This window comes from Collinsella sp. TM05-38 (assembly GCF_003466445.1).
In the GTDB taxonomy this organism is placed as follows: domain Bacteria; phylum Actinomycetota; class Coriobacteriia; order Coriobacteriales; family Coriobacteriaceae; genus Collinsella.
In genome coordinates, this window is sequence record NZ_QSPM01000003.1 from 1 (window position 1) to 22,823 (window position 22,823).

Genomic DNA, 22,823 nt, shown 5'->3' on the forward strand with positions numbered 1-22,823 from the left:
ACGGGGTTGTTGCCGAGGGCGTTGCCGCCGAGGGCGACGACGATGCGGTCGGGCTTACCGTACGGTTTACTCATATTATTTTCCTTTCGCTTAAGGGGTTTCTTAACCAGGGATTCAATGCAATTAATGCATTTACCATCCAAATGGTGACGGAGATTATCGGCATCGATATCGATCATACGAACGTGTGTCTCATAGGGGCACCAAGCGATATAGGGCGAAGGATTACAGCCCTCGATCAATTTCAGCTTTACTTGAGATTACGATGTTCACGCCTCCGATACGCTCGGCAATAAACTCCAGGGGCATCCTGTCGTAGATAGCCAAATTCCCCATCTGCATAATCGCGTCCTTGGAAATGTCGTTTGGAGCAGTCGCGCACGTATCCAGGATGACGATCTTTTTGTTATTCATAGCAAGAACCCCAAACAAGAGGCGGCGAGCACCGGAACCCGCCGCCTGCATTAAACCTACTCGGCAAAGCGGTTCTTATGGTCCCAGCTGTTGATATAGAGCTTGTCAGACACCAGATAATCGTAGATATCGTCGACGATCTCGATACCGCCTGCCTCTTGAGTTGCCTTGATGCGGAGCTGCGCGCGCTCGCCAGGGTAATAGACCTTGTCGAAACCGACGCCGGGCTTAACAGCGCCAAGCTCATCGAGCACTTCAGACATGTGCTCGCGGAAATTCTTATCGCCGCAGAAGAACTCGGGGTTGATGGCAACGTTAAGGTGACCGAGGCGGCGACCCTCTGAAAGGTCATGGTACATGGAGGACACATTCTTGCCTGCGGGAACGCCGAGCAACACGCCGGACAGAATATCGACCATCATCATGAGGCCGTAGCCCTTGGGACCCGCGATGGCGACGAGGGCGTTAACGAGATGCGGATCGGTCACGGGGCGACCGTCCTCGTCAACAGCCCAGCCCTCGGGAATGGAGCGCCCAGCGCTCTTGGCGTCAAGAATCTTACCCCACGCCTGGACCGTCGTAGCCATATCAAACTCTACGATGCGATCATCTGCCGTAGGGCACGCAAGAGCAATGGGATTCGTACCATAAAACGGCTCGGCGCCGCCATACGGGATGACCATGGGGTCAGACTGCGTGCAGCTCAGGCCGATCATGCCCGCCTTGGCAGCCATCTCGGTGTAGTATCCGATGGCGCCGGTATGCGAAACGTTGGCAACACCGACGAAGCCAATGCCATTCTCCTTTGCAAGCTCAATGGCTTTCTCCATACCCTGAATGGCAAACGGGTAACCGCAACCATTGTCGGCGTCCAGGATGCCTGTGCAGGGACCCGTCTGTTCCCAGGTCCACTTCGGGTCGATCGTCATGCCGCCCTTGGAGATGCGTTCGGTATAGTACTCAACACGCACCTCGCCGTGGCTATGCAGTCCACGCTCGGAGGACCAGGCGAGGACCTCTGCCTGAGCGTCTGCATGATCCTCGTGCATGCCTGCCGCCATAAACTTCTTCTTCATAAGGCCTTTGAGTTCTTCACGTGATACGAGCATGGGTAAAACCTCCTAAGAAAATGATTAATAGACGTTGATAGAAATTGATACGAACCAGTTATGCAGCCTGCTTAACGCCGTCAAAAATATCGCGATCGATACCGCCTTCTTCTTTTGCCGCAACAAGCAAGGCGCAGAAGACATCGGAGTTGACGTTGAGCGTGGTGCGGATGGCAGCAACGATATACTCGAGGCCACCGAGGATTGCCACTGCCTGCAAGGGCAGGCCAAGCGCCGGGATGAGCATCGTGAGCGAGATGAGGGTTGCGCCTGGGGCAACGGCGTTGGCAAGCGAAAGCAACCAGGAGATAACGCAGACCATAATCAGCGCGCTGCCCACAAACTCCATGTCATACATCTGGGAAACGAACACTGCCGTAACCGCCATATGCAAGGCGGAACCGTTGGAGTTCAAAGGGACGCCCAGAGGAAGAACGAGGTCGGCAATGTCGCGGCGCAGGCCGATCTTGTTCTTCGCATCCTCCATCTCCATGGGCAACGTCACTGCCGAAGAGATGGTGGCGGCTGCCATAACAGACATCGGAACCATCTTTTTCATCAAGGTCACGATGTTGAGCTTGCAGCGCACGCTCACGACGATGAACCAGGCAATCGTGAATACGAGGGTTGCCCCCGCAAGCACCAAGATGTACTTGCCGATTGCAAGGAGAACGTCGAATCCAAGAGCGCCCACCGACGAAGAGACATAGGCGAAGATTCCGATTGGTGCGATATTCATGACGATCTTGATGATCTGGAGCAAAATCTCATTGAGATTGAGCACCCAGCCGTAGACCGGACAAGATCCGTCACCGTTCTCGCGGACAAGAATGATCGCAATGCCAAAGAAAATGGAGAAGACGATGCAAGGAACCATGGAGCCCGATGCAATGGCACCGATGATATTGGATGGGACGAAATCGGTAATGGTCTGCGAGATGCTTACAGAAGTTGCCTCGAGGTCAGTCGTCGCAGATTGCACGAGGGCGGTCTGCGCAAGACCTGCGCCGGGCTTGAACACCACCGTGCAGAAAATGCCGAATGTCGCTGCAAGCAAAGACGAGACCAAAAAAGCGATCGTCGCGCGCAAACCGATGCCCGCAAGCTCTCTCTTGGACAAAGAGCCGATGGCGCCGATAATCTCGCACATCACAAAGGGAACGATGCCCATTTGAATCAGGCGGAAGAAGATGTTGCCGATAAACTGGATGTTTTGCATGGCCGGGCCGACAACAAGTCCCGCAACCACACCGGCAACCATAGAGACAACCATAGCCGCCGTAGGATTGTATTTAAATCGTTTGGTTTGACTCGATGTTTCACTTGCCATTGTTATCACTGTCCCTTGGGAAACCGCTCTTCCCCGTATAGGTGGATGGGATATGCTCAGAAGCAGGACGTTCTCATAGCGTTCTAGCAACCAGGCCTTTTAGGTCCGAGTGGGGACCGGAGCGCCTGCAGAACAGGTGCTCCATATGTACGAGTTAGTCCGTAGTGTCGAAAATCTCATGGTCGATGCCATCGGGGCCGGCAACGAGCATCGCAGCAAAGACGTCACCGTCGACGTTAAGCGGCGTGCGGGAGGCACCGGTGGGATACTCAAGGCCACCGAAGATACCGATAGCAGCCATAGGCAGATTGAGGGCAGGGACCATCATGGTAAGGGAAACCAGCGATGCGCCAGGAGTGGCTGCGTTCACGAACGCAATCATGGTGCAGATAACCCAAACGGTCAGAAGCTCATTGGGGCCAAAGTGAACGCCATACATCTGGGCGATGCACAGGGCGTCGACAGCCATATGGATGGCAACGCCGTTGGAATTCAGGGGCACACCGAGGGGCAGGAGAACGTCAACGATGTCCTCGCGGATACCGATGCGGTTCTTAGCATCTTCCATAGCGGTGGGCAGCGTAATGGCAGAAGAGATGGTGGTGAATGCCGTCACGGTCATGCGCAGCATCTTCTTCATGAGCTTGAACGGGCTCACGCGGCAATAGATCGGAACGACGATAAAGTAGATCGCGAACATGATGGCCATGCCGAGGAGCATGACGAGGAAGTACTTGCCCAGGGGCAGCAGAATGTCCATACCGAGCGTGCCGATCATAGCGGACACGTAGCAGAAGATACCGATGGGAGCAATCTTCATGACGGCGCGAATGATGTTGAGCAGCAGGTCGGAGACCTCACAGCACAGGTCATATGCCATGCACTCACCATCATGGGAGTGACGCCAGAAGCTGATAACCAGGCCAAAGGCAACGGCGAAAATGATGATCTGAATCATAGAACCGTTGGAAAGCGATGCCACGATGTTGTTACCAAAGAAGCCCGTGATGGTGTCCTGGATGGACATCATAGCGGTCGCCTCGCCGTCAAAGCTGGCGTTGGCAACAATCGAGGAGTTCTCGAGACCGGAACCAGGCTGCAGGGTAACGCCCAGGCTGACGCCGATTGCGGCGGCAATACCGGTCGTAACAATAAAGACGATGATTCCCTTGAGACCGATGCCCGAAAGTGTCTGCGGCGTCAAACCACCGACGGACTTGACGATCGTGCAGAGAATGAAGATGGGAATCGTCATCTGAATCAGGCGGAAGAAGATGTCACCGATAAACTGGACATTCTTCATCGGCTCTCCGACAACAAGACCCACGACAACAGCGGCGATCATAGAGATCAACAGCCAGACTGTAATGTCGATGCCCTTCTTTTTCTTAGTTTCAGCTGCCATTTCAGTTTCCTTTCTGTGATGGAACAACTACTTTCATGTATTAAAGCAGGCAACAAAACGCTGCCGCGAAGCCCAAAAGGCTGTCGGCTCCCGACGTATGGCCGACGTTCAGTACCGTTTCGATAAGCGCGGGCAAATCGTCCGACTTATCAGACTGAATCGCGTCAAGCAAATCGAGGTAATCCGCGTTCGTGTATCCCTCGCACATAGCCTCGAGGTACGCCTCGCTTACTCGCGTGGTCTTAGCGGGGGCCACATCGCGAACAGTGCGCACGTATAGATTCCAAGCATCCGGATACGTTGCCGAACATAGGAATCTCAGACCGGTACCGTAGCCACACAGAACGTCATCACCCGAAGGAGTGAGCCCCAGTCCTCTACCAACGAGGTAGTCAACCGCGGCCGTCATGGCGCGGCGGGCGGCACATGCTCGCGTCGACGAGGCAGCTTGCGCATCACCCGCCGCGCCGCACGAGCAGATCGCCGAATAGCGCGCGAGCTCAGCGAGCACGCGGCGCGATCTCGGTTCGTCGGGAAGGCCGCAACGCGCAGGAAGGTCGAGGGGTTCGAGCGCGTAGAAGAGAAGAGAATCGATACCCGCGAGTTCGCCCGAAGCAAACGCAGGCACATTGCATACTCGAGCGGGGGCAGCGCAGATATCGATCTCCCCTATTCCGCAGCACCCGTAGATACGGAGGACGCCATCGTGGAGCACGACGCGATCGCCGGGCTCCACCGATGTGCGAAGTCCTTCCATCTCATCGGAGGCGATCGAAAGGCCCAAGCACGAAAGCGGAGCATCGACAGACCCGACGTGAAGTAGAAAGCCGTCCATGTCGATGTTGAAGCTCGTCGCAAACGTGCTGTGCACGCTGCCCATCCGGCACCCTTCCAGACGCCTCAGGGCATAATCGCTCACCAGGGATGGAATCATGGGTGCCGCCTACTCGATACCGAGCTTGGCGCAATAGGCCTCAAGAGCCTGCTCGAAGCAAGCGAGCGGGGCACGAACCGTACCGGCGCCAACCTGGCCGATACCTGCCTTCTTGTGAGCGATACCGGTGTTGATGATCGGGGTGATGCCGGTGGCGACAACCTTGCGGATATCGATGCCCAGACAGGTACCCTTGAAGTCCCACGTGGGGATAGCCCAGTTGGAATTATGGGTCACGCAGATCTTCTCCATCTCGTTGGAGATGTTGAGAGCGTCCTCGAACCCACCAGCGCCGACAAAGCGGGTAACGCCGGGCGCTGCAACCATAGCCATGCCGCCAACACCGACCGTCTCGCAGATTGCGGAGTCGCCGTTATCCGGGCAGCCATCTTCTGCCGTGAAACCCGTGAAGTAGAGACCGATCGGGGTGTTGACAGGAGCGGTGAACCACTGGTCGCCTAGGCCAGAGACTCGCACGCCAAACTCATAACCGTTACGGGTCATCGTGGAGACAACGCAACCCTCCTGATCCTTGCGAACATAGTCGACGATCGACTTGCCCGTAGCCATCATCACGTTGAGGAAGAACTGGTCGGTATCGCACAGGAACTGGATAACGCGCCGCTTGGCATCCTCGGGAACATCGGTCTGGACGATGAGCGGAGCCATCTCCTTCACGAAGTTGAGCGTGGCGGCCATGTTGCGCTGGTGGAACTCGTCACCCTGGGTGATGGCGCGAGCCATAAGGACGTTAAGGTTGATGCCACCGTCGGAAAGCTTGAGGGCCTTTGCGAGGACCGGGCCGAGCTCATCAGCCATCCAGTGCAGGCGATCGACGACCTCCTGGCTATAGGCACCGAAGCGCAGAACCTTGCCGATACCCTCGTTCATGGTGCAGTAAGCGACCGTATTGTCGACCGTGTTCACAACCTCGAGGACGGCCATGTTGGCAGAGGTGATGCCGCCCATGGGGCCCACCGCATGGCAGTGATGGCACGGGATGAATTCGACCTCGCCGGACTCGAGCAGGGCAAGCGCCTCTTCCTCGGTCTCCGCCCAGCCCTCAAAGAGCGCGGCACCGATGCACGAACCCCTCATCGGGCCCTGCATGTTCTCCCAGGTGATGGGAGGACCAGCGTGCAGCAGCGTCTTTTTTGCGCGATTGAGCTCGGGGATAACGTCCTTGGCGACCTTCACATCCACAAGCTGCGGCTGCGACTCCTTAAAGCGCTGGCAGATGCGCTCGTTTGCTTCATCGATACCGTCGATCTTGTCGAGCTCGTTGAGCAGATGGATCATGCGCTTGTTGCCGCCAGCCTTGGGCTTCCAGGTGTACTGGACGCTCTGGGCGCCGTACTTGCGCAGCGGCTCGTTGAAGCTCTCCACGCCAACGTTGATAACGCGCGGCTTGGTGGTCAAAAGCTCCATGACGGCCTCGGAAGGCTCGGGCAGTGGGCTGTTGTCCTTGATCTCGTAAGGAACGACCTCGCGGTCTTCCTCGGCATAGTCGATGCCCTTGAAAGCGAGCGCGGCACGGACGGCGCGAGCGTTGCTGGATTCGACGATGGCGCCGGCCTCGCGAAGAATCTCGACGGAGCGGTCGTAATCCTGAGGATCGTGCTTGGTACCCACAACAGTTCCGACGAATTTGACATCGCGGCCCTCCGCCTTGGCAGAGGCAATGCACTCGGAGATAACCGGAGCGAGCTCGGAAGCCATATCGGGATGGCACCCATAGCCCAAAACGCAGTCAAACACGATGACACCGGTGGTGTCCTTGGCAGCGTAATCGCGCATCATCTTGATGCGGACCTCGGGGTCGATCATGGGATGCGGGCGACCCTGGGTATACACGTCGTCGCCGAGGTCGATAACGTCATAGCCACCATGGCGCAGCATGTAGCCGTCTTCCTTGATGATGTGGCCAAGATTCAGGGCCTCGGTGATCATCATGGCAGCCTCGCCAGCGAGGGTACCGCCGGAATACAGGCCGATGACGGTCTTGTCCTCGCCAAGCGGAGTATCGACGGTGATGTCGAGCGGCTCGGTGTAGTTCTTCTTGACGGCCTCGCCGCGAGCAAGGTCGACGGCGATGCGAGCGGTTTCCTCAAGGGTGTGTGCAAGGTAGACCTTGCCCTGATGCGCCTCGGGCTTCTCGCCGATGAAAATGGCGACGACAGGCTTGGTGCACTTCTCCAGAAGATCGACAACCTCATCGCGGACCTCGGGCGCAGGCGGCTTGGAGATGACGCAGATGACATCGGTCGGGTCATGGTGCTCGAGTGCGACGATGGCGTCCTTAACGGTGACGGCGCCGACCTTCTCATTAAGATCGCGGCCACCCGTGCCGATTGCGTGCACGCAGCCCTCTCCCAGGCGGTCGATCACGCACGTAACCTCCTGGATGCCGGTTCCAGAAGCACCGACGATACCGATATTGCCGGGATTGATGACATTAGTAAATGCCACAGGGACACTCGAAACGACGCCGGTGCCGCAGTCAGGTCCCATGAAGAGCAGCCCCTTTTCATGAGCCTTCTTCTTCAGACGAACCTCGTCCTCCAGGGGAACATTGTCCGTGAAAGAAAAGACATTGAGCCCCAGGTCAAGTGCGCGCTCAAGCTCGGGAGCGGCATACTCACCAGGGATGGAGAAGAGAGCCATGTTAGCATCGGGAAGCATCGCCACGGCCTCTTCCCAGCTCGTCGCCTCGGCGGGGACGCCCGCGACTTCCTTCTTTACCGAAAGGTCGTTCAAGAACGCCTCGGCCTCGGCAAGCACCGTATCGATGACGCTTTCGTCTTCGGTCTCGACAACGATAACCATATCGCTGGGGTTGGCAGCAGCAGCCTCATCGGTTAGAAGGCCTGCAGCTTTATAGATATCCTTATTTGCGTCAGTGCCCATCATGATTTGACTCTGGATAACACCGTCAAGCGTGTTGATCTTATTGGTCAGCAGCATCAGGTTGATGGAGTCTTGATACGCGTTTTGTTTGATTACGGTTTTGAGCATCGAACATCCTCCTTGGTTCAATAAGGTTGGCTCTCATTCGCTTCTTAAGAGCCAACAGTCCGATCGGCCATAAACCCGGGTTGCTGGCCGCCGCAGTGCATGATGAGATTCTTTCATCTATGCACTGTTGCTTCATGTCCCAGTTGTCTAATTTAGGATGTATTTCTTTATCCAAAAATGAAAAGATATAATCACCGATACCCCTTAAGCTCTCGGCTGACCAAAAGGAGCGCTGATGATCGTTCGCGAGATTTTGCATTTACCATCATTCGAATCGTCTCAGGTCATCGCCGGAATCAAGGGCCTTGATCACGAGATAAGTAGCGCGATGGTTCTCGAGGCTGCCGACATCGAGAACTGGGGAAAGCGCGGCCAGCTCATCATTTCAAGCTTCTATGCTCTTGAACATCTGAGCTCTGTAGAAATCGCAAAGTTCTTTACGAAGATGAGCTCTATCGGCATCGGAGCAATTGCCTTCAAGCCCGAACGTCTTCTGTCGGAGGCACCGAAGCAAATTGTCGATCTGTGCAACGATCTCGAAATGCCCCTCATTGAGCTTCAACCGGGCGTCAAATATGAATCCATTCTCATGGACGTGATGGGCCACATCCTCGATTCAAACCTTACGCTTCTTAACCGCTTCTACGATGTCCACAAGCACCTCATGGCGCTTGCACTCAAGCAGCCATCAATCCCCTATATTCTCAACACGGTCAAAAACACGCTAAAAGTCGATGTCACGTATCTAGACACCTCAAGAGATCGCCGCTTTTCGACTGATTCCGAGAAGGCAGCGTTCAGCGGCTTCTCGTTTCAAAGGCTCGATCCCAACCCTTACCAGACCCATGCGTACTATTCTGCGCGACTTATGTATAACGCGGAGAATGATTCCGGCCCGGACGCGAACTCCGATGCGCAAGCGCTCGCCATCCGTATACCAAGTTCAGACGGAACCGATTACTACCTGATTATCCATAACCTTGGCGTCAGCCTGTCCCCGCTTGATACCATGACGGTCGAGAACGTAGTCAGCCTTCTCCAGATGGAGATTCTCAAACAAAACGCTATCAAACAAAAAGTATTCTTTCAGAACAACAACGCAGTTCATGACTTGTTGCTTGGACGGTATACCTCTAAAAGCAAAGTCGATGGCGCGCTTGCACTTTTGGGGATTGATCAATACCCACTCTACGAGGCGCTCCTTATCCATATCGATATGGTCGACCCAACAGATGTCGACCGTCAAGATGAAATCCATCAAGCCATTAGGCGAAAGCTCCGTACTCTCTATCCTGGTATGGTGTACTTCATCAATGGTGACCGCGCCGTTTTTCTCCATAACTACCGAAGCCGCCTATCGTCCCTCGATAGCGATGTAATTCAAAATGCGCTCGACGATCTGCATAGCCAGTCCACGCTCCCCTTATTTACACATGTTGCAATTTTAAGCGGCGAGCACGACAGGTATTCGATTTCCAAAGCCAACGATGAGGTCCTGGACTCTTATCGTCTCTTCGATGGAGCAGCCTACCGCAACCGCTGTTTCAAATATGACGACCTCGGAGTCTATAAGCTATTGCTCGCCGTCGGAGACGCCAACGCGCTCGACGGGTTCATCGACCCCCGCATCTCTCGATTGTCGCAAGAGCAACCTGAACTCTTAAATACCCTTGTCAAATTGTGCGACAACGGCCTCGATTACGGAAAGACGGCAAAGGAGCTATTCGTTCACTCCAAAACCGTCCGATACCGCGTCGAAAGGATGCGCGAGATATATCAAATTGACATCAAAGACCCCGATGATTACTTACAGGTTGTGCTTGCCGAAAAAATCCTCCGTTTGACGGCAGGCCGAATATAGAAAGGAATTGATTGATGGACAGCTCATTGGTCACCATTGCCGCTCCAAAAGGGTCTTTGAACCGTCACATCGCCCTCTTCTACCTGCATGGAGGAGGGTTGTTGTACGGCGAGCGCGATGATTTGCCAACTCCATATGTCAACATGCTGCTCTCTGCGGGCTACACCATTGTCAGCGCCGACTATCCCCTTGCTCCCGAGAGTTGCTACAGCGAGATCATCGAATCGACGATGTCGATTTTTTCCTCAACCGTTGCACAATCAATTCGAGAAGGTAGTCTTGACAGTTACTTCCTGTTTGGAAGATCATCCGGAGCCAACCTCGTTCTCACACTCGCACGGGAAATACGCCGGAACCGTCACCTACCGCAACCTCTGGGCATTATCGATTTCTACGGCTACTATGATCTCTGCGACAGGGCAATCCGTTCTCCAGCAAAAGCGTACCTATCTCTCCCTGAAATCGACCAGAAGACTGTCAAATCCATAGTTGAAGGTTCAAACGGTAAACCAACAAATGGTCCAAAAAGCATGCGCTATGCGTTATACGTTTACGCCCGGCAACACGAAAACGCTTGGCTCGAGCTCATGGGGCTCGACGGATCAAAGCCGTATCGCTCTCCGGAATTCTGGTCGCTATCCGATGAGGATATTGCAAATCTGCCGCCGACGTTCATCGCGGCCAGTAGCGGTGACGAGGACATCCCCCTTCGCATGTCAAAGAGTCTCAGGTCAAAGGCGTCAAACGTATGCATGAAAACTGTCTACTACCTCCCCCATGACTTCGATCGGGACACCTCGAACCCTACAGGTGCAGAAGTCTATAAAGAAGTTCTGACCTGGATGCAACAGGTCATCTCGCAACAATAGCCCTCCCAAGCAAGCGCCCCTCTCTCCTTTTCCGCCCACGCCGACCTCAAGGCCGTAAACGCAGGGAATCCGGGGGCGTGACGGGGTTTCTCTCCGGAACATTCCGCACTGATATTTTCTGTATTGAAGACGTCGATGATGCACCCGTATACCATTGACGTCGACACCATCAGATGCGGACCGCGCGGTGACCCCACATTCCGCTGGCGCCCACAGGGCTGCCCTCGTTTCCTGACATGTCCCGCGCGGGCCGCGGCGAGCCGAGACCGCCGCATGACCTAATAGGAGCATGGAGCGATACCGCGGACCCGAACAACCGCATTCTATCGCGCCCCGTCAGTGTGCCGTCTGCCCGGTCCAGGCGAGCACGGAAAGAACGGAGCGAAACATGAGAACCGAATCGACACCCGGCGCCCGCGGGCCGGTCTTCTGCGGGGTCGACACCCACGCCGACTCGCACTGGCTGTGCGTCCTCGACTGGAGGGGCCGCAAGGTCCTGTCCCGCCAGTTCCCCGCCGACGCGGCGGGCTACGAGGCGCTCGCCGGGGCGATCGCGGCGGCCGGGGAGCCGGCCTGCGTCGCGATGGAGGGGACGTCGTCCTACGGGGCGGGCCTCACCAGGCACCTCGTGTCGCTGGGGATGCCCGTGCGCGAGGCGCTCTCCCCGGCGAGGATGCAGAGGAGGCGCCCGGGGCAGGGAAAGTGCGACGAGGCGGACGCGGAGAGGGCCGCCCGCGCGGCGATGTCCGGCTCGAAGCTCGGGACCCCCAAGAGCCAGGACGGGTGGGTCGACGGGGTGCGCTGCATGCTCGCGGCGCGCTCCGGGGCGGTGAAGGCGCGGACCTCGGCGATCAACACCGCGAGGTCGCTGCTCACCACCGCGTCGGAGGGGCTCAGGTCGAGGTTCCGCGGCATGGGAGGGCCTAGGCTGATGGAGGAGCTCCCCTCCGTGCGCGCCGAGGGCGCGCTGGGCGCCGCGCTGGGCGCGCTGGCGGACCTGTGGGCGGCGGCGCGCGACGCGGCGCTCGACATGGAGCGCGCGATCGAGGCGTCCCTGGAGGAGAACTGCCCCGCGCTGCTGGCGATGTACGGGTGCGGGCCCGTGAGCGCGGCCAAGCTCGCGGTCGCGGCCGGGGACAACCCGGGCAGGCTGCGCTCCGAGGCGTCGTTCGCGGCGATATGCGGGGCCTGCCCCATCCCCGCCTCGAGCGGCAAGACCGTGAGGCACAGGCTCAACAGGGGCGGCGACCGGCAGGCGAACAGCGCGCTGCACGAGATCGCGAGGCAGAGGGTCATGCGCGACCCCGAGACCGCCGAGTACGCCGAGAGGGCCAGGGGGCGGGGGAAGAGCGACAGGGAGGTCATGAGGTGCCTCAAGCGCTACGTGGCCAGGGAGGCGTACCGGGCGCTGATGCACCCGCACGAGATCAGGAGGCCCGAGGACGCCTCGGGGCTCGTGGCGGCCAGGCGCGCGGCGAAGGTCAGCCAGGTGAGGGCGGCGTCCATATTGGGCACCAGCGAGAAGTACATCTCGATGCTGGAGAGGGGCCAAAGGGAGCTCAAGCCCATAAGGAGGGCCTACGAGGCATGGGTCGAGGCCGGACTTCCGCTCGATTGGGACAGGCGGGCCTTCGAGGCCGAGCGCAAAATGGATTCTAAAAAACACCTTGCCAAATAGGAGCGTCAGGACGCAAAGAGGCTCCGCAGCGCGAAGCGCGATGCGGAGCCTCTTTGCATGTCCGAGGACGTTCCGGAGAGAAACCCCGTCACGCCCCCGGATTCCCGGTGGGAGTTCTAGACCTTGTCGGCCTTAGTACATACCGCCGCCCTGCTGACCAGCGGTGGCAGCAGCGATAGCATCCTCAAGCTGAGTGTTCTTGGGCACATCGGAGACGGTGGCCTCGGTGATGAGGATCAGGCTGGCGACAGAAGCAGCGTTCTGCAGGGTGACGCGGCTGACCTTGACGGGGTCGAGGACGCCCATCTCGATCATGTCGCCCCACTCGCCGTTGGCAGAATTTAGACCCTGGCCAGCGGGCAGCTCGGCAACCTTGTCGACCACGACAGCGCCCTCAAAGCCAGCGTTCTTGGCGATGGTGGCGACCGGAGCGGTCAGAGCCTTCTTGACGATGTCGACGCCGATCTTCTCCTCGGGGTCGTCAATCTCGACAGCATCGAGCGCGGGCACAGCGTCCATGAAGGCGACGCCGCCGCCGGCGACGATGCCCTCCTCGACAGCAGCGCGGGTAGCCTGAAGGGCGTCCTCGACGCGATGCTTGATCTCCTTGAGCTCGGACTCGGTAGCAGCGCCGACCTTGATGACGGCAACGCCACCGGAGAGCTTGGCCAGGCGCTCCTGGAGCTTCTCGCGGTCGAAGTCAGAGGTAGTGTTCTCCATCTCACCCTTGATCTGAGCGATACGGGCGTCGATGGCCTCCTTGGAGCCAGCGCCGCCGACGATGACGGTGTTGTCCTTGGAGATGGTGACGGACTTAGCGGTACCGAGCATATCGGCGGTGATATCAGCGACCTTCACGCCCAGCTCGTCCAGAGCGGCCTGGCCACCGGTGAGGACGGCGATGTCCTCGAGGATGCGCTTGCGGCGATCGCCGTAGCCCGGGGCCTTGACGGCGCAGACGTTGAGGGCGCCACGGATCTTGTTGAGGACCAGGGTAGGCAGAGCCTCGCCGTCGATGTCCTCAGCGATGATGAGCAGGCCGCGGCCAGCGCGCTGGACAGCCTCGAGAACGGGCATGATGTCCTGAACGCTGGAGATCTTCTGGTCGGTGATGAGGATGAACGGATCCTTCATCACGGCCTCCATGCGGTCGTTGTCCGTGACGAAGTAAGCGGAGACGTAGCCCTTGTCGAACTGCATGCCCTCGACGGTGTCGATGGTGATGTCGAACGTCTGGGAATCCTCGACGGTGATGACGCCGTCCTTGCCCACGACCTCCATGGCCTCGGCGATCTTCTCGCCGACCTCGGGGTCACCGGCAGAGATGGTACCGACGGAAGCAATCTGCTCCTTGGTCTCGACCGGCTTGGCCTGCTTCTTCATCTCGGCAACGGCGGCGTTGACGGCCTTGTCGATGCCGCGACGGATGGCCAGCGGGTTGGCGCCGGCGGCGACGTTGCGCAGACCGTCGTTGACGATGGCCTGGGCGAGCAGGGTTGCGGTGGTGGTACCGTCACCCACGGTGTCGTTGGTCTTGGTGGCGACCTCCTTCACCAGCTGAGCACCCATGTTCTCGATGTTGTCCTCGAGCTCGATCTCCTTGGCGACGGAAACGCCGTCGTTGGTGATGGTCGGGGCACCGAACGTGCGCTGCAGCGCAACATAGCGACCCTTGGGGCCCATGGTGACGGTAACGGCGTCGGCCAGAGTGTTGACGCCCTTGGCAAGCTTAGCGCGGGCATCGGTGTTAAACGTAATGTTCTTTGCCATGGTAGGTAATCCTCCAAAAGAAATGCGACTCGCGTCGCCGCTTCCGAGTCCTATGCGGCGGGCGCGTTCAAAGACGAATCAGAGATTCTGACGAGACTAGGCCTCGACGACGGCGTAGATGTCGTCGGCGCGCATCAGCAGATACTTCTCGCCGTCGACCTTGACCTCGTTGCCACCGAACTTGCCGTAGATGACAACGTCACCGACCTTGACGTCCATGGGGATGCGCTCACCCTTGTCGTTGACCTTGCCGGCGCCAACGGCAACGATGGTGCCGCGCTGCGGCTTCTCCTGAGCGTTGCTGGCGATATACAGACCAGAAGCGGTCTTCTGCTCGGCCTCGTCGGGCTTGACCAGAACACGATCTGCAAGCGGCTTCAAAGACGACATGCTTGTCTCCTCCTTTTTGGGCCGCGCGGTTATACCACGCGAATTAACCCTTTTTGTTTGCGTACGCGTTGAATGGTACCCACGAATGGCGGGTTATACAACACGGAGTCAAAAAATCTTATTTTTTGGCACTTAGATTTTCTGAATGCCGGGGGATAACTTAGCGGTTGCTCCCGTGTGGCGCCGGAGGGGCGGGGCATAAGGTTTCCTGCTCGGGCAGTCCTGCTCGCACGAAGGCCACATTAAGTGGCCTTCGGCTCGTGCGGAACTCGCGATAAACCTTATGCCCCGCCCCTCCGGCGCCACACGGGAGCTGAGTCAACGTTATCGGGCACGGCATTCAGAAAAGTCAGTGCAGCAAAATGGCGATGCGGATGGGGTTAGCGCTCGTAAATCAAGTTGCCTGCCAGGTAGGTGGCCTGAACCTTGGTGGCTTGGAGTTCTTGGGGGTCGATGGTGAGCGGGTTTTGGTCCAGGACTACCAGGTCGGCATACTTGCCGGGCTCCAAGCTGCCGAGGTTTTGCTCGTCGCCCGCTGCATAGGCGCTGCCCAGGGTGTAGTTGCGCAGAGCCGTGGCCGCATCGATGCGCTCGCTCGGCAGCCAGCCACCCTCGGGCCAGTGGCTTTTGGGGTCCTGGCGCGTGATAGCCGTGTAGAGCACGTTCATGCTGGTAACGGGCGTGATAGGGCTGTCGGTACCGAAGGCTTGGCGAATACCGCGCTGCTTATAGGTCGCGAACGGCCACATGATGCGGCTGCGTTCCAGGCCCAGGTCGCGCTCCGGACCACCTGGGTCGAGCGTGATGTGGCAGGGTTGGCTCGAGGCAATGATGTTGAGCTTGCGCAGGCGATCGATGTCCTGAGGCAGCAAATTCTCCAGATGCTCGAGCGTGTTATGACCGTGCTGGGGCAGGCCGTACAGTTCCGCGGCCTCCTCAAAGATATCGAGCGCGGCATGGATGGCACCGTCGCCGATGACGTGGATGCGCACGGTGTGACCGCGCTCCGCGGCAGCGAGGACCAGCTTGCGCATACGCTCGGCAGGAACCGTCAGACGGCCCTGGTCGCCTGGGAAGCGCGGGTTGGTATAGGGCTCGGTGAGATAGGCCGTGTGTTCGCTCGACACGCCGTCGAAAAACTGCTTAAAACCCGGCGCCGAGAGCAGCGCGTTGTTCGCGTAGCGGGTCTGCAGCTCTTCCAAGCGCGACTGGTCATCCAGCAGCGTGGGGAACAGATGGGCTCGGATGCCCAGCTTGCCGGCTGCCTGCAGTTTGTCGTAGACGTCGTCGCGGATAAAATCGCAGCCCGGCATGGGCATGAGCGACATATCGCAGATTGAGGTGATGCCTTGCTCTGCCATACGCTTCATTTGGTCGGCGTAAGCGCTCGCGATGCGGTCCTCGCCCAGCCACTCCAGGCAGCGCGGCAGCAGCTGCATGGCAGCCGCCTCGTGCGCAATGCCCGTGAGTTCGCCGTTTGCGTCCTTGTCGTAGTTGCCGCCCGCTGGCGGCTCGCTGTCGCGCGAGACGCCGAGCGCCTCGAGCGCGCGGCTGTTGAGCCACAGCGTGTGCCCGTCGCCCGAATACATAACGCAGGGGCGATCGGGGAATGCCGCATCGAGCGACGCCTTGGTAGGATGCTCGGTCGGGTCCCAACGGTAGTCGCGCCAGCCCTGCGTCACAACCCAAGCGTCATCGGGCAGGTCCTGGGAAAACTCGAGCGCGTGCTGTACCAGTGCTGCCTCGGACGTGCCCATATCCATGAGCATGTACGGCGAGGCGCCAACCGAGGTATGGAAGAAGTGCAAGTGCGCATCGTGGAAACCGGGGCAAACAAACTGCTCGCCGTAATCGATAACCGGCGTGACGGCGGGAGCCGCGGCGATCACATCGTCGGGCTTGCCGACCGCGACGATACGGTCGCCCGCGATGGCAATCGCCAGCTCACGGGCATCATCGATGCCGTCTTGTGCGGTAAAGACGTTCTTGGAGCGGATTATCCGATCGATATGTTGCATGGGCATCCCCATCTCTGGCAGGAAATTCAACACCCCCGAGTGTACTCCCCCACTCTTGTTACTAAACCCCAAGCGGCAAACGGCTGCTTTGCCACGCCAAGTGGCAGGTGGCATACTGGAGGCAGCCTGTACGATTTTGCGATCAACCCAGCAAGGAGCAAATCGATCATGACGAAGACCAAGGCACAGCAGATTATGGCAGCGACCGGGGTGCGAGCGGCTGACGACATCACCGCAGCCATCCAAGATATCGCTGCCGAGTTTGAGCCCTACATCATCAAGCAGCGCCGCCACTTCCATAAGCACCCAGAGCTGAGCCTCGCCGAGGAGCGCACGACTTCTGACATCGCCAATCAGCTCGATGCCATGAATATCCCCTATGAGCGCCCCCTTAAGACGGGCCTGGTGGCAACCCTTCGCGGCACCGCGCCCGATGCCTACCGCGAGGACGGCACGCCGCGCCGCCGCATCCTGCTGCGCGCCGACATCGACGCCCTGCCCGTTACCGAGCAGACCGGCGAGGAGTTTGCTAGCGTCAACGAGGGCTGCATGCACGCCTGCGGCCACGACTGCCACATCGCCATGATGCTCGGCACGCTGCAGATTCTGCGCCATATGACCGACGACATCCACGGCGAGATCCGCATCGTCTTCCAGCCCAGTGAGGAAAACGGCCAGGGCGCCAAGCTCATGATCGGCACAGGTGTGCTCGACGGCGTCGATGGCGCCTACGCCGCGCATATCTGGAGCGAGGTCGATGCCGGCACCGTAAGCTGCGAGCCCGGTCCACGCATGGCCAACACCGACTGGTTCCGCATCGACGTACGCGGCACCTCATGCCACGGCGCCATGCCCCAGCGCGGCCACGACGCCGTTATGGTTGCCGCCGAGATTGTCAACGCCTTGCAGACTATCGTTTCGCGCGAGATTAGCCCCTACGAGCCGGCGGTCATCACCGTCGGCGAGCTGCACGGCGGCACCGCGCGCAACGTTATTGCCGGCACGGCCTACCTCGCCGGCACGGTGCGCACCTACGGCGATTCGACCCACGAGGAAATGCCGGAGCTTATGCGCCGCATCGTGGAGCATACTGCGGCAGCCTTGGGCGCCGAGGCAGAGCTCACCGACTACACCATCGCCAACTACAAGGTCGAAAATGACGCGGCCTCGAGCGAGCGCTGCCGTCAGGCTGTAATTAAATGTCTCGGCCCCGCCGGCCAAGGCCATTATCGCGGCACGCTCTCGGGCGAGGATTTTTCGGAGTACCTGCGCCGCGTACCGGGTGTGCTCGCCTTTGTAGGTACGCGCAACCCCAAGATTGGCGCCACGTACGCCCAACATTCCTGCTTTTACAAGATTGACGAGACCGTACTGGCCAAGGGTTCCATGGTGGCCGCCCAGTATGCCATCGACTTTTTGGCCGAGCCCACGCAAGAGGAGCTCGACGGCCCCACGATCGCCGCGGTTGCCGAGACCAACCCCGACTTGGCCGCCAGGCTGCGCTCTGCCAAGGCGACTGCCGCTGAGGCGCGCGACGCCATGCACGATGCTCGCACCGCCCGCCATGCCGCGATCAAGGGCATCCACGAAGCTCGCGCCGCCGCTCGCCGCGAGGAGAAGCACGACGAGTAGTCGATTCGCGACTATCTCGCAGTCATAGCCGCATCGCGATGTCAAAGCGGGGGCGAACGCTATCTCAACGTTCGCCCCCGCTCATTTGTCAGGCTCTATTTCTACCATTTCTCCCCGTCCCCAAATGGCAGGCGGCAGGGCTACTCGTCCTGCAGGTCCTCGTCGGAACTCGACTCGGGTTCGGGTTCGGGCTCAGGTTCAGGCGTTGGCTCGGGCTCGGACTCGGGCGCCGGCTCTGGTGCAGGCGCCGGCTCGGGCGCGGGCGCAGCATCCGGAGCGCTATAGCCCGAAGGAGCGGCCTTCTTCTCAAACGGCAGCACAAACGTCAGGACGTCGTCCTTGTCTTCGTCGGCCCACTCGCTTGCGTAACGCGCCACCCAGTAGCCAACGGCACGATGCTTGAGCATGCTGCCAAAGACCGTAAGAAATACGGTGACGAATGCGATCAGCACCAGAAACGGCACGAGCGTGACGCCGCCGCCGGAAACGATTGCCTCAATAACCGTGGGGCGGTAGTAGTAGCTATACATACCAACAGAGGCAATGGCGCCAAAGACGGCCGTCAAGATCCATGTGATGACGTTGGCGATCAGGCCCGTCAAAAACTCGGGAATAAACGAAGCGCAGAACAGCTTAGTCTTATTGTTCTTAAAGGCCGCCCAGACCTTATCGAGCGAAAACGCGCTCTCAACGCGACCGGTCACCGCAAAGTGCATCACGGCAATGTCGGCGAACATCTTAAAGAAGACGCCCAGGACCGCCGAAGCGATCAGAGCCAGGACAAGCAGGCCCAGCGAGCCAAACAGCGCGGCCTCGAGCGCATAGGAGCCGTAGTAAGAGTACGAACCTGCGGCGCCGAGCGCAACGCCCTCAATTACCGAGAGCACTACACCAATAACGGGAATGGCAGCAATGACCTTGAGCACGCTCGAGATGACGCCCGAAAAGACTCCGAGACCAAACGACGTGGAGCGCATCAACGGACGGTCGATGCCGTCATCGACCTTGAGCGACAGGTCGCGGCCCCATTCGATGCCAAAGCCAGAACCGCACGCGCTTGCCACACAGGCTGCCAAAAAGCCGATAGCAGCCGCGATACCGCCGATAACGGGAATGAACAGCACGAGCACCGACACGACGCAGATAAGCGCCGGCAAAAAGGCGATCTGGCACACGCGCTGTAGTACGCCCGGCATCTTGGTCATATCCTCAAACGCTTGAGCCACACAGCCCTTGGGCACGTTGACCACGGGCGGCTGCGTCATGACCTGCTGAGGCTGCCCCTGAGGAGCCGCACCGGCCGCTGCATTAGGAGCACCACACGCGCCACAGAACTTGTCGTTATCGCCCATGGGAGCGCCACACTGCGAACAGAACATCGAAATCATCCCTTCGAATCTTGAGCGAATCACCTGGATCGCAAACGATGTCTTGTCATCATTATCACCCAGTGTGAGGACAAATTCTCCTAGATGACGTTTTTGCAACGCGCAGGGCGTTATTTGATTGTTAGACGAGCGCGCTCGCGTTAGTTCGTTCCGCGGAAGCCCTTGCCGACGATCTCGGAGCTGTCAACGATCGTGATAAAGGCACCAGGATCGACCTCGCGCGCGTAGCGACGCAGCTGCACGGCCTCGCGGCGGCTTAGCACGCTCATGATCACCGTCACGCACTTGCCCGAGAAGGCGCCGTAGCCGCGGCTGATGGTCGCCGTACGGTTGAGATGCTTGACGATGAACTCCTCGACCTTAAGGGGTTCGGAGCAAATGATCGTGCAGACCTTACGAAGGTGAATGCTCTCGATGGCCTTGTCGACCACAAGCGTCTTGGCAAACAGGCCGAGCACGCAATACAGGCCGACGCGCGGGCCATACAAAAAGGCCGCGATAGTTACGATGCCGATATCGACCAGCAGCAACGCGCGGCCAATCTCGAGCGTGGTGCGGCGTTTGAGGATCATGGCCAGAATGTCCGTGCCACCCGTCGAGGCGCCAATATCGAAGACGATGGCGCTGCCGAGGGCCGGCAGAATCACGGCAAAGCACAGGTCGAGCCACATATCGCCCGTCATCGAGACATCAGTCGGGATAAAGAGCTCAAACAGCGAGACGTAGGCCGAAAGCGCAAAGGAGGCAAAGACGCTCCACAGGATTGCCTTACGCTCCAAAAAGATAAAGCCCAAGATGACCAGGACCGCGTTGATAATCCACATAAAGACGCCGACGGGCAGAGTCGGGAACAGCGTAGAAAGAATGACCGACACACCCGAGGTGCCGCCGAAGGCAAAGTGATTGGGCGTTTTGAAAGCCACGATGGCAAAGGCCGTGAGGATCAGGCCCAGGTTGAGCTCGGCAAAAAAGCGCGGAAAGCCTGGTTCCTGGCTGCGCTTGCGGCCGGCGCGTTCGCCTTGCTCAATAACATCGCGATCGACAACGCGCTCCATCGGCACCACCGGAGGACGATGCACCTCCTCGGCAGCACGCGATGCCGCCTCTGCCGCAGCGGCCTCAATCGCCCATGCCTTGCTTTCTGTTTCGTGCTCGTCAGCCATTACGGCAACTCCTCGTTAACAATTTGGAAACAATGCGCCCATTAGGGTAACGCGGAACGCGGCAATTGCAACCCTTAGTTAGACGAGCGGTATGCCCGCATCGGGGGCATACAAAGAACGGCCGGCCGCGCATGTTCCTGCGCGGCCGGCCGTTTGACGTTTTCGCAGATAAAACCTGCCAAAATAAACCTGTCCCTTTTTGGCAGGTTACTCGTGCTGGTTGGTGCGGCGTTCGTACTCCTCGGGGGTGATGACATCCTCGATGCGTAGGTTGACGCCCGCCACCTCAAGGCCGGTCATCGCGGCGAGGCGCTCGGACACACGCGCCTTAACGTCGTCGAAAATCGCGGGCGCGTAGGCGCCATACTCGATAATGACGGAAATGTTGACGACCACGCGGTTGTCATCGGTGACCTCGACCGTCACGCCCTTGGTCAGGTTCTCGGCACCAAACTGCTCCTGTACAAAGTGCATGAGGTTGCCCTTCATGCCCAAGACGTGCGGCACCTCGCGAGTGGCCATGGCGACGATCTTCTCGATCACGCCGTTAGAATAGGTCAGCGAGTCCTCGGACTCGTCTGCTTCCTCATCATCCTCGTCCGCATCATCGGCGGACTCGGCCTCGACGAGCGCCTCATCCTCGAGCGTTACGTCCTCGGCCTCGGCGGTGACGGTCTCGTCTGCCTCGAGCTCGGTATCGGCCACATCGACCTTCGTATTAAAAGCCATGGTTCCTCCTTATGCCTGCCGCGGATGCGACAGTCGAATACATATTAGCGGCCGCTAAACAGACGGCCGAAGAAGTTGACGATCCCGTTCTCGCCGTCGCGAATTTGGCCGATCACGGCGCCGATCAGCACGAAGAATGCAATGACAAGTGTGTCCCACAGGCCGAGCGTGAGCACCAACACGGCGAGGATAAAGCCAGCGACGGCGCCAAGCGTGGTGTTGGGATGACGCACAGCATAGCTCCAGATGGCAGCGCCCGTACCCTTGATGAGACCCATAGCCTCGTCAAAATCCGCGGCTGCCGCGTCTTGTAACTCGGTTGCCTCTGCTTTGGAATCAACAGGTTCGTTCGCCGGCGTGGCGCTCTGGTCAATCGTCAGGCGCGGCGTACGAGCGGTCTTATCTTGATTGGTATCACTCACCGGAAACCTCCACGGTCTGGACGGTAGTCTTGGACGGCAAAAAACGGACGCGTGCGGTCGTGCCCGGCGTGCCGAGCATGGTGTCGCAGGCCTCCTCGATACGTTGCTGCATCGCGGCTGCAAGGGAGGCCACGTCCCGGTCGTCAAGCGCGATAGCCTCGACCTTAAAACGGACGTGCGAATCGTCGGAGCCTTGGACGCGGGCCTCGACATGCTCGACCATCACGCGGTCGTCGCGCTCGGCAGCGGCCCTGGCGCACGAAGAAAGCGCCGCAAGGGTAACCTCGATATTGCGCTCCCCCGCCGGATGCACGCAGGACGGTTCGCGACGGGCGAACATCAGGCGGAAGAAGCTTACCAGCACGCCGATCGCCACGACGCCGGCGCACGCCGTGACGACGATGCGCGGCATGGGGTCGCGCATCAGCAACATAAAGCGATACGTATACGGCCCCCAAAACTGGCAGACAAGCGTACCCAGCGCCACGATGGTGGCGGCAAGGTACACGATCGCTAGGGCTCGTTTGAGTACGCGCACGCGGCGCTCCCTTCAAATCTCGGCTCTCGAAATGCAAAACGGTTCGCATCATTATAAAAGAGCCGGGTCCGGTGCTCTACGCACGCGGATCCGGCTCATCTATTCCACGAGACTTGCATGCTCGCTTCATTATGCCCAGATATGCACGGCTTAACCCG

18 protein-coding genes are annotated in these 22,823 nt (G+C 59.0%); 4 read left to right on the forward strand and 14 right to left on the reverse strand.

Translation table 11 applies throughout. The features are described 5' to 3' along the window. Positions 1-225: 225 nt before the first annotated feature. The 6 genes from DXD49_RS01800 to fdrA form a co-directional block, all read right to left on the reverse strand. On the reverse strand, positions 226-414 hold the full coding sequence (locus DXD49_RS01800) for a hypothetical protein (protein ID WP_147347820.1): 189 nt from the start codon (positions 412-414) through the stop codon (positions 226-228). Positions 415-470: 56 nt separating this feature from the next. Beyond that, complete coding sequence (allD, locus tag DXD49_RS01805; RefSeq protein WP_117794050.1) at positions 471-1,523, reverse strand: ureidoglycolate dehydrogenase; 1,053 nt, start codon at positions 1,521-1,523, stop codon at positions 471-473. Positions 1,524-1,581: 58 nt separating this feature from the next. Continuing rightward, entirely contained in the window at positions 1,582-2,943 is a 1,362-nt protein-coding gene (locus tag DXD49_RS01810) for a dicarboxylate/amino acid:cation symporter (RefSeq protein ID WP_233541720.1), read from the reverse strand. A 64-nt stretch (positions 2,944-3,007) separates the two neighbouring features. Next, the gene (locus DXD49_RS01815) at positions 3,008-4,258 is read right to left on the reverse strand and encodes a dicarboxylate/amino acid:cation symporter (protein WP_117794052.1); all 1,251 of its coding nucleotides are present in this window, start codon (positions 4,256-4,258) and stop codon (positions 3,008-3,010) included. Positions 4,259-4,298: 40 nt separating this feature from the next. After that, a complete protein-coding gene (locus DXD49_RS01820) occupies positions 4,299-5,192 on the reverse strand; it encodes a DUF2877 domain-containing protein (protein WP_117794053.1) in 894 nt (297 codons plus the stop codon). A gap of 9 nt (positions 5,193-5,201) precedes the next feature. Continuing rightward, positions 5,202-8,207: a DUF1116 domain-containing protein gene (gene fdrA / locus DXD49_RS01825; RefSeq protein ID WP_117794054.1), complete on the reverse strand. Its 3,006-nt coding sequence runs from the start codon at positions 8,205-8,207 to the stop codon at positions 5,202-5,204. A 235-nt stretch (positions 8,208-8,442) separates the two neighbouring features. Between fdrA and DXD49_RS01830 the strand changes: the two genes are divergently transcribed. From DXD49_RS01830 to DXD49_RS01840, 3 genes are all read left to right on the forward strand, one after another. After that, entirely contained in the window at positions 8,443-10,068 is a 1,626-nt protein-coding gene (locus tag DXD49_RS01830; RefSeq protein ID WP_117794055.1) for a PucR family transcriptional regulator, read from the forward strand. Positions 10,069-10,082: 14 nt separating this feature from the next. After that, positions 10,083-10,937 (forward strand): alpha/beta hydrolase, encoded by an 855-nt coding sequence (locus DXD49_RS01835; protein ID WP_117794056.1) that lies wholly within the window; start codon positions 10,083-10,085, stop codon positions 10,935-10,937. Positions 10,938-11,325: 388 nt separating this feature from the next. After that, on the forward strand, positions 11,326-12,615 hold the full coding sequence (locus DXD49_RS01840) for an IS110 family transposase (protein ID WP_158564841.1): 1,290 nt from the start codon (positions 11,326-11,328) through the stop codon (positions 12,613-12,615). A 132-nt stretch (positions 12,616-12,747) separates the two neighbouring features. Here the strand turns inward: DXD49_RS01840 and groL are convergent, their stop codons facing one another. The 3 genes from groL to DXD49_RS01855 form a co-directional block, all read right to left on the reverse strand. Continuing rightward, positions 12,748-14,385: a chaperonin GroEL gene (gene groL, locus DXD49_RS01845; RefSeq protein ID WP_117734272.1), complete on the reverse strand. Its 1,638-nt coding sequence runs from the start codon at positions 14,383-14,385 to the stop codon at positions 12,748-12,750. Between the two features lie 96 nt (positions 14,386-14,481). Continuing rightward, entirely contained in the window at positions 14,482-14,775 is a 294-nt protein-coding gene (groES, locus tag DXD49_RS01850) for a co-chaperone GroES (protein WP_022094351.1), read from the reverse strand. Positions 14,776-15,155: 380 nt separating this feature from the next. After that, positions 15,156-16,793, reverse strand: a complete 1,638-nt coding sequence (locus DXD49_RS01855) for an amidohydrolase (protein WP_233502086.1) — start codon at positions 16,791-16,793, stop codon at positions 15,156-15,158. A gap of 168 nt (positions 16,794-16,961) precedes the next feature. Between DXD49_RS01855 and DXD49_RS01860 the strand changes: the two genes are divergently transcribed. Further along, positions 16,962-18,425, forward strand: coding sequence for a M20 family metallopeptidase (locus DXD49_RS01860; RefSeq protein WP_117734271.1), 1,464 nt, complete (start codon positions 16,962-16,964; stop codon positions 18,423-18,425). A gap of 140 nt (positions 18,426-18,565) precedes the next feature. On the opposite strand, the gene DXD49_RS01865 is transcribed toward DXD49_RS01860, so the two are convergent. The 5 genes from DXD49_RS01865 to DXD49_RS01885 form a co-directional block, all read right to left on the reverse strand. Further along, on the reverse strand, positions 18,566-19,804 hold the full coding sequence (locus DXD49_RS01865) for a zinc-ribbon domain-containing protein (RefSeq protein ID WP_158550184.1): 1,239 nt from the start codon (positions 19,802-19,804) through the stop codon (positions 18,566-18,568). Positions 19,805-19,953: 149 nt separating this feature from the next. Continuing rightward, positions 19,954-20,976, reverse strand: a complete 1,023-nt coding sequence (locus tag DXD49_RS01870; RefSeq protein WP_117734269.1) for a YitT family protein — start codon at positions 20,974-20,976, stop codon at positions 19,954-19,956. Positions 20,977-21,183: 207 nt separating this feature from the next. Further along, positions 21,184-21,705: an Asp23/Gls24 family envelope stress response protein gene (locus tag DXD49_RS01875; RefSeq protein ID WP_117763490.1), complete on the reverse strand. Its 522-nt coding sequence runs from the start codon at positions 21,703-21,705 to the stop codon at positions 21,184-21,186. Positions 21,706-21,749: 44 nt separating this feature from the next. After that, positions 21,750-22,127, reverse strand: a complete 378-nt coding sequence (locus tag DXD49_RS09865; protein WP_233540326.1) for a DUF2273 domain-containing protein — start codon at positions 22,125-22,127, stop codon at positions 21,750-21,752. Beyond that, positions 22,120-22,665, reverse strand: coding sequence for a hypothetical protein (locus DXD49_RS01885; protein ID WP_147347821.1), 546 nt, complete (start codon positions 22,663-22,665; stop codon positions 22,120-22,122). The genes DXD49_RS09865 and DXD49_RS01885 overlap by 8 nt, the downstream gene beginning before the upstream one ends. Between the last annotated feature and the right edge of the window lie 158 nt (positions 22,666-22,823).

What these genes read in the sequence shown, in the direction of transcription:
- DXD49_RS01855 (WP_233502086.1), bottom strand. Translation starts at nt 16,793, where the DNA reads ATGCAACATATCGATCGGATAATCCGCTCCAAGAACGTCTTTACCGCA.
- fdrA (WP_117794054.1), bottom strand. Translation starts at nt 8,207, where the DNA reads ATGCTCAAAACCGTAATCAAACAAAACGCGTATCAAGACTCCATCAAC.
- DXD49_RS01840 (WP_158564841.1), top strand. Translation starts at nt 11,326, where the DNA reads ATGAGAACCGAATCGACACCCGGCGCCCGCGGGCCGGTCTTCTGCGGG.
- DXD49_RS01820 (WP_117794053.1), bottom strand. Translation starts at nt 5,192, where the DNA reads ATGATTCCATCCCTGGTGAGCGATTATGCCCTGAGGCGTCTGGAAGGG.
- allD (WP_117794050.1), bottom strand. Translation starts at nt 1,523, where the DNA reads ATGCTCGTATCACGTGAAGAACTCAAAGGCCTTATGAAGAAGAAGTTT.
- DXD49_RS01865 (WP_158550184.1), bottom strand. Translation starts at nt 19,804, where the DNA reads ATGTTCTGTTCGCAGTGTGGCGCTCCCATGGGCGATAACGACAAGTTC.
- DXD49_RS01815 (WP_117794052.1), bottom strand. Translation starts at nt 4,258, where the DNA reads ATGGCAGCTGAAACTAAGAAAAAGAAGGGCATCGACATTACAGTCTGG.
- DXD49_RS01800 (WP_147347820.1), bottom strand. Translation starts at nt 414, where the DNA reads ATGAATAACAAAAAGATCGTCATCCTGGATACGTGCGCGACTGCTCCA.
- groES (WP_022094351.1), bottom strand. Translation starts at nt 14,775, where the DNA reads ATGTCGTCTTTGAAGCCGCTTGCAGATCGTGTTCTGGTCAAGCCCGAC.
- DXD49_RS01875 (WP_117763490.1), bottom strand. Translation starts at nt 21,705, where the DNA reads ATGGCTTTTAATACGAAGGTCGATGTGGCCGATACCGAGCTCGAGGCA.
- DXD49_RS01835 (WP_117794056.1), top strand. Translation starts at nt 10,083, where the DNA reads ATGGACAGCTCATTGGTCACCATTGCCGCTCCAAAAGGGTCTTTGAAC.
- DXD49_RS01870 (WP_117734269.1), bottom strand. Translation starts at nt 20,976, where the DNA reads ATGGCTGACGAGCACGAAACAGAAAGCAAGGCATGGGCGATTGAGGCC.
- groL (WP_117734272.1), bottom strand. Translation starts at nt 14,385, where the DNA reads ATGGCAAAGAACATTACGTTTAACACCGATGCCCGCGCTAAGCTTGCC.
- DXD49_RS01830 (WP_117794055.1), top strand. Translation starts at nt 8,443, where the DNA reads ATGATCGTTCGCGAGATTTTGCATTTACCATCATTCGAATCGTCTCAG.
- DXD49_RS01860 (WP_117734271.1), top strand. Translation starts at nt 16,962, where the DNA reads ATGACGAAGACCAAGGCACAGCAGATTATGGCAGCGACCGGGGTGCGA.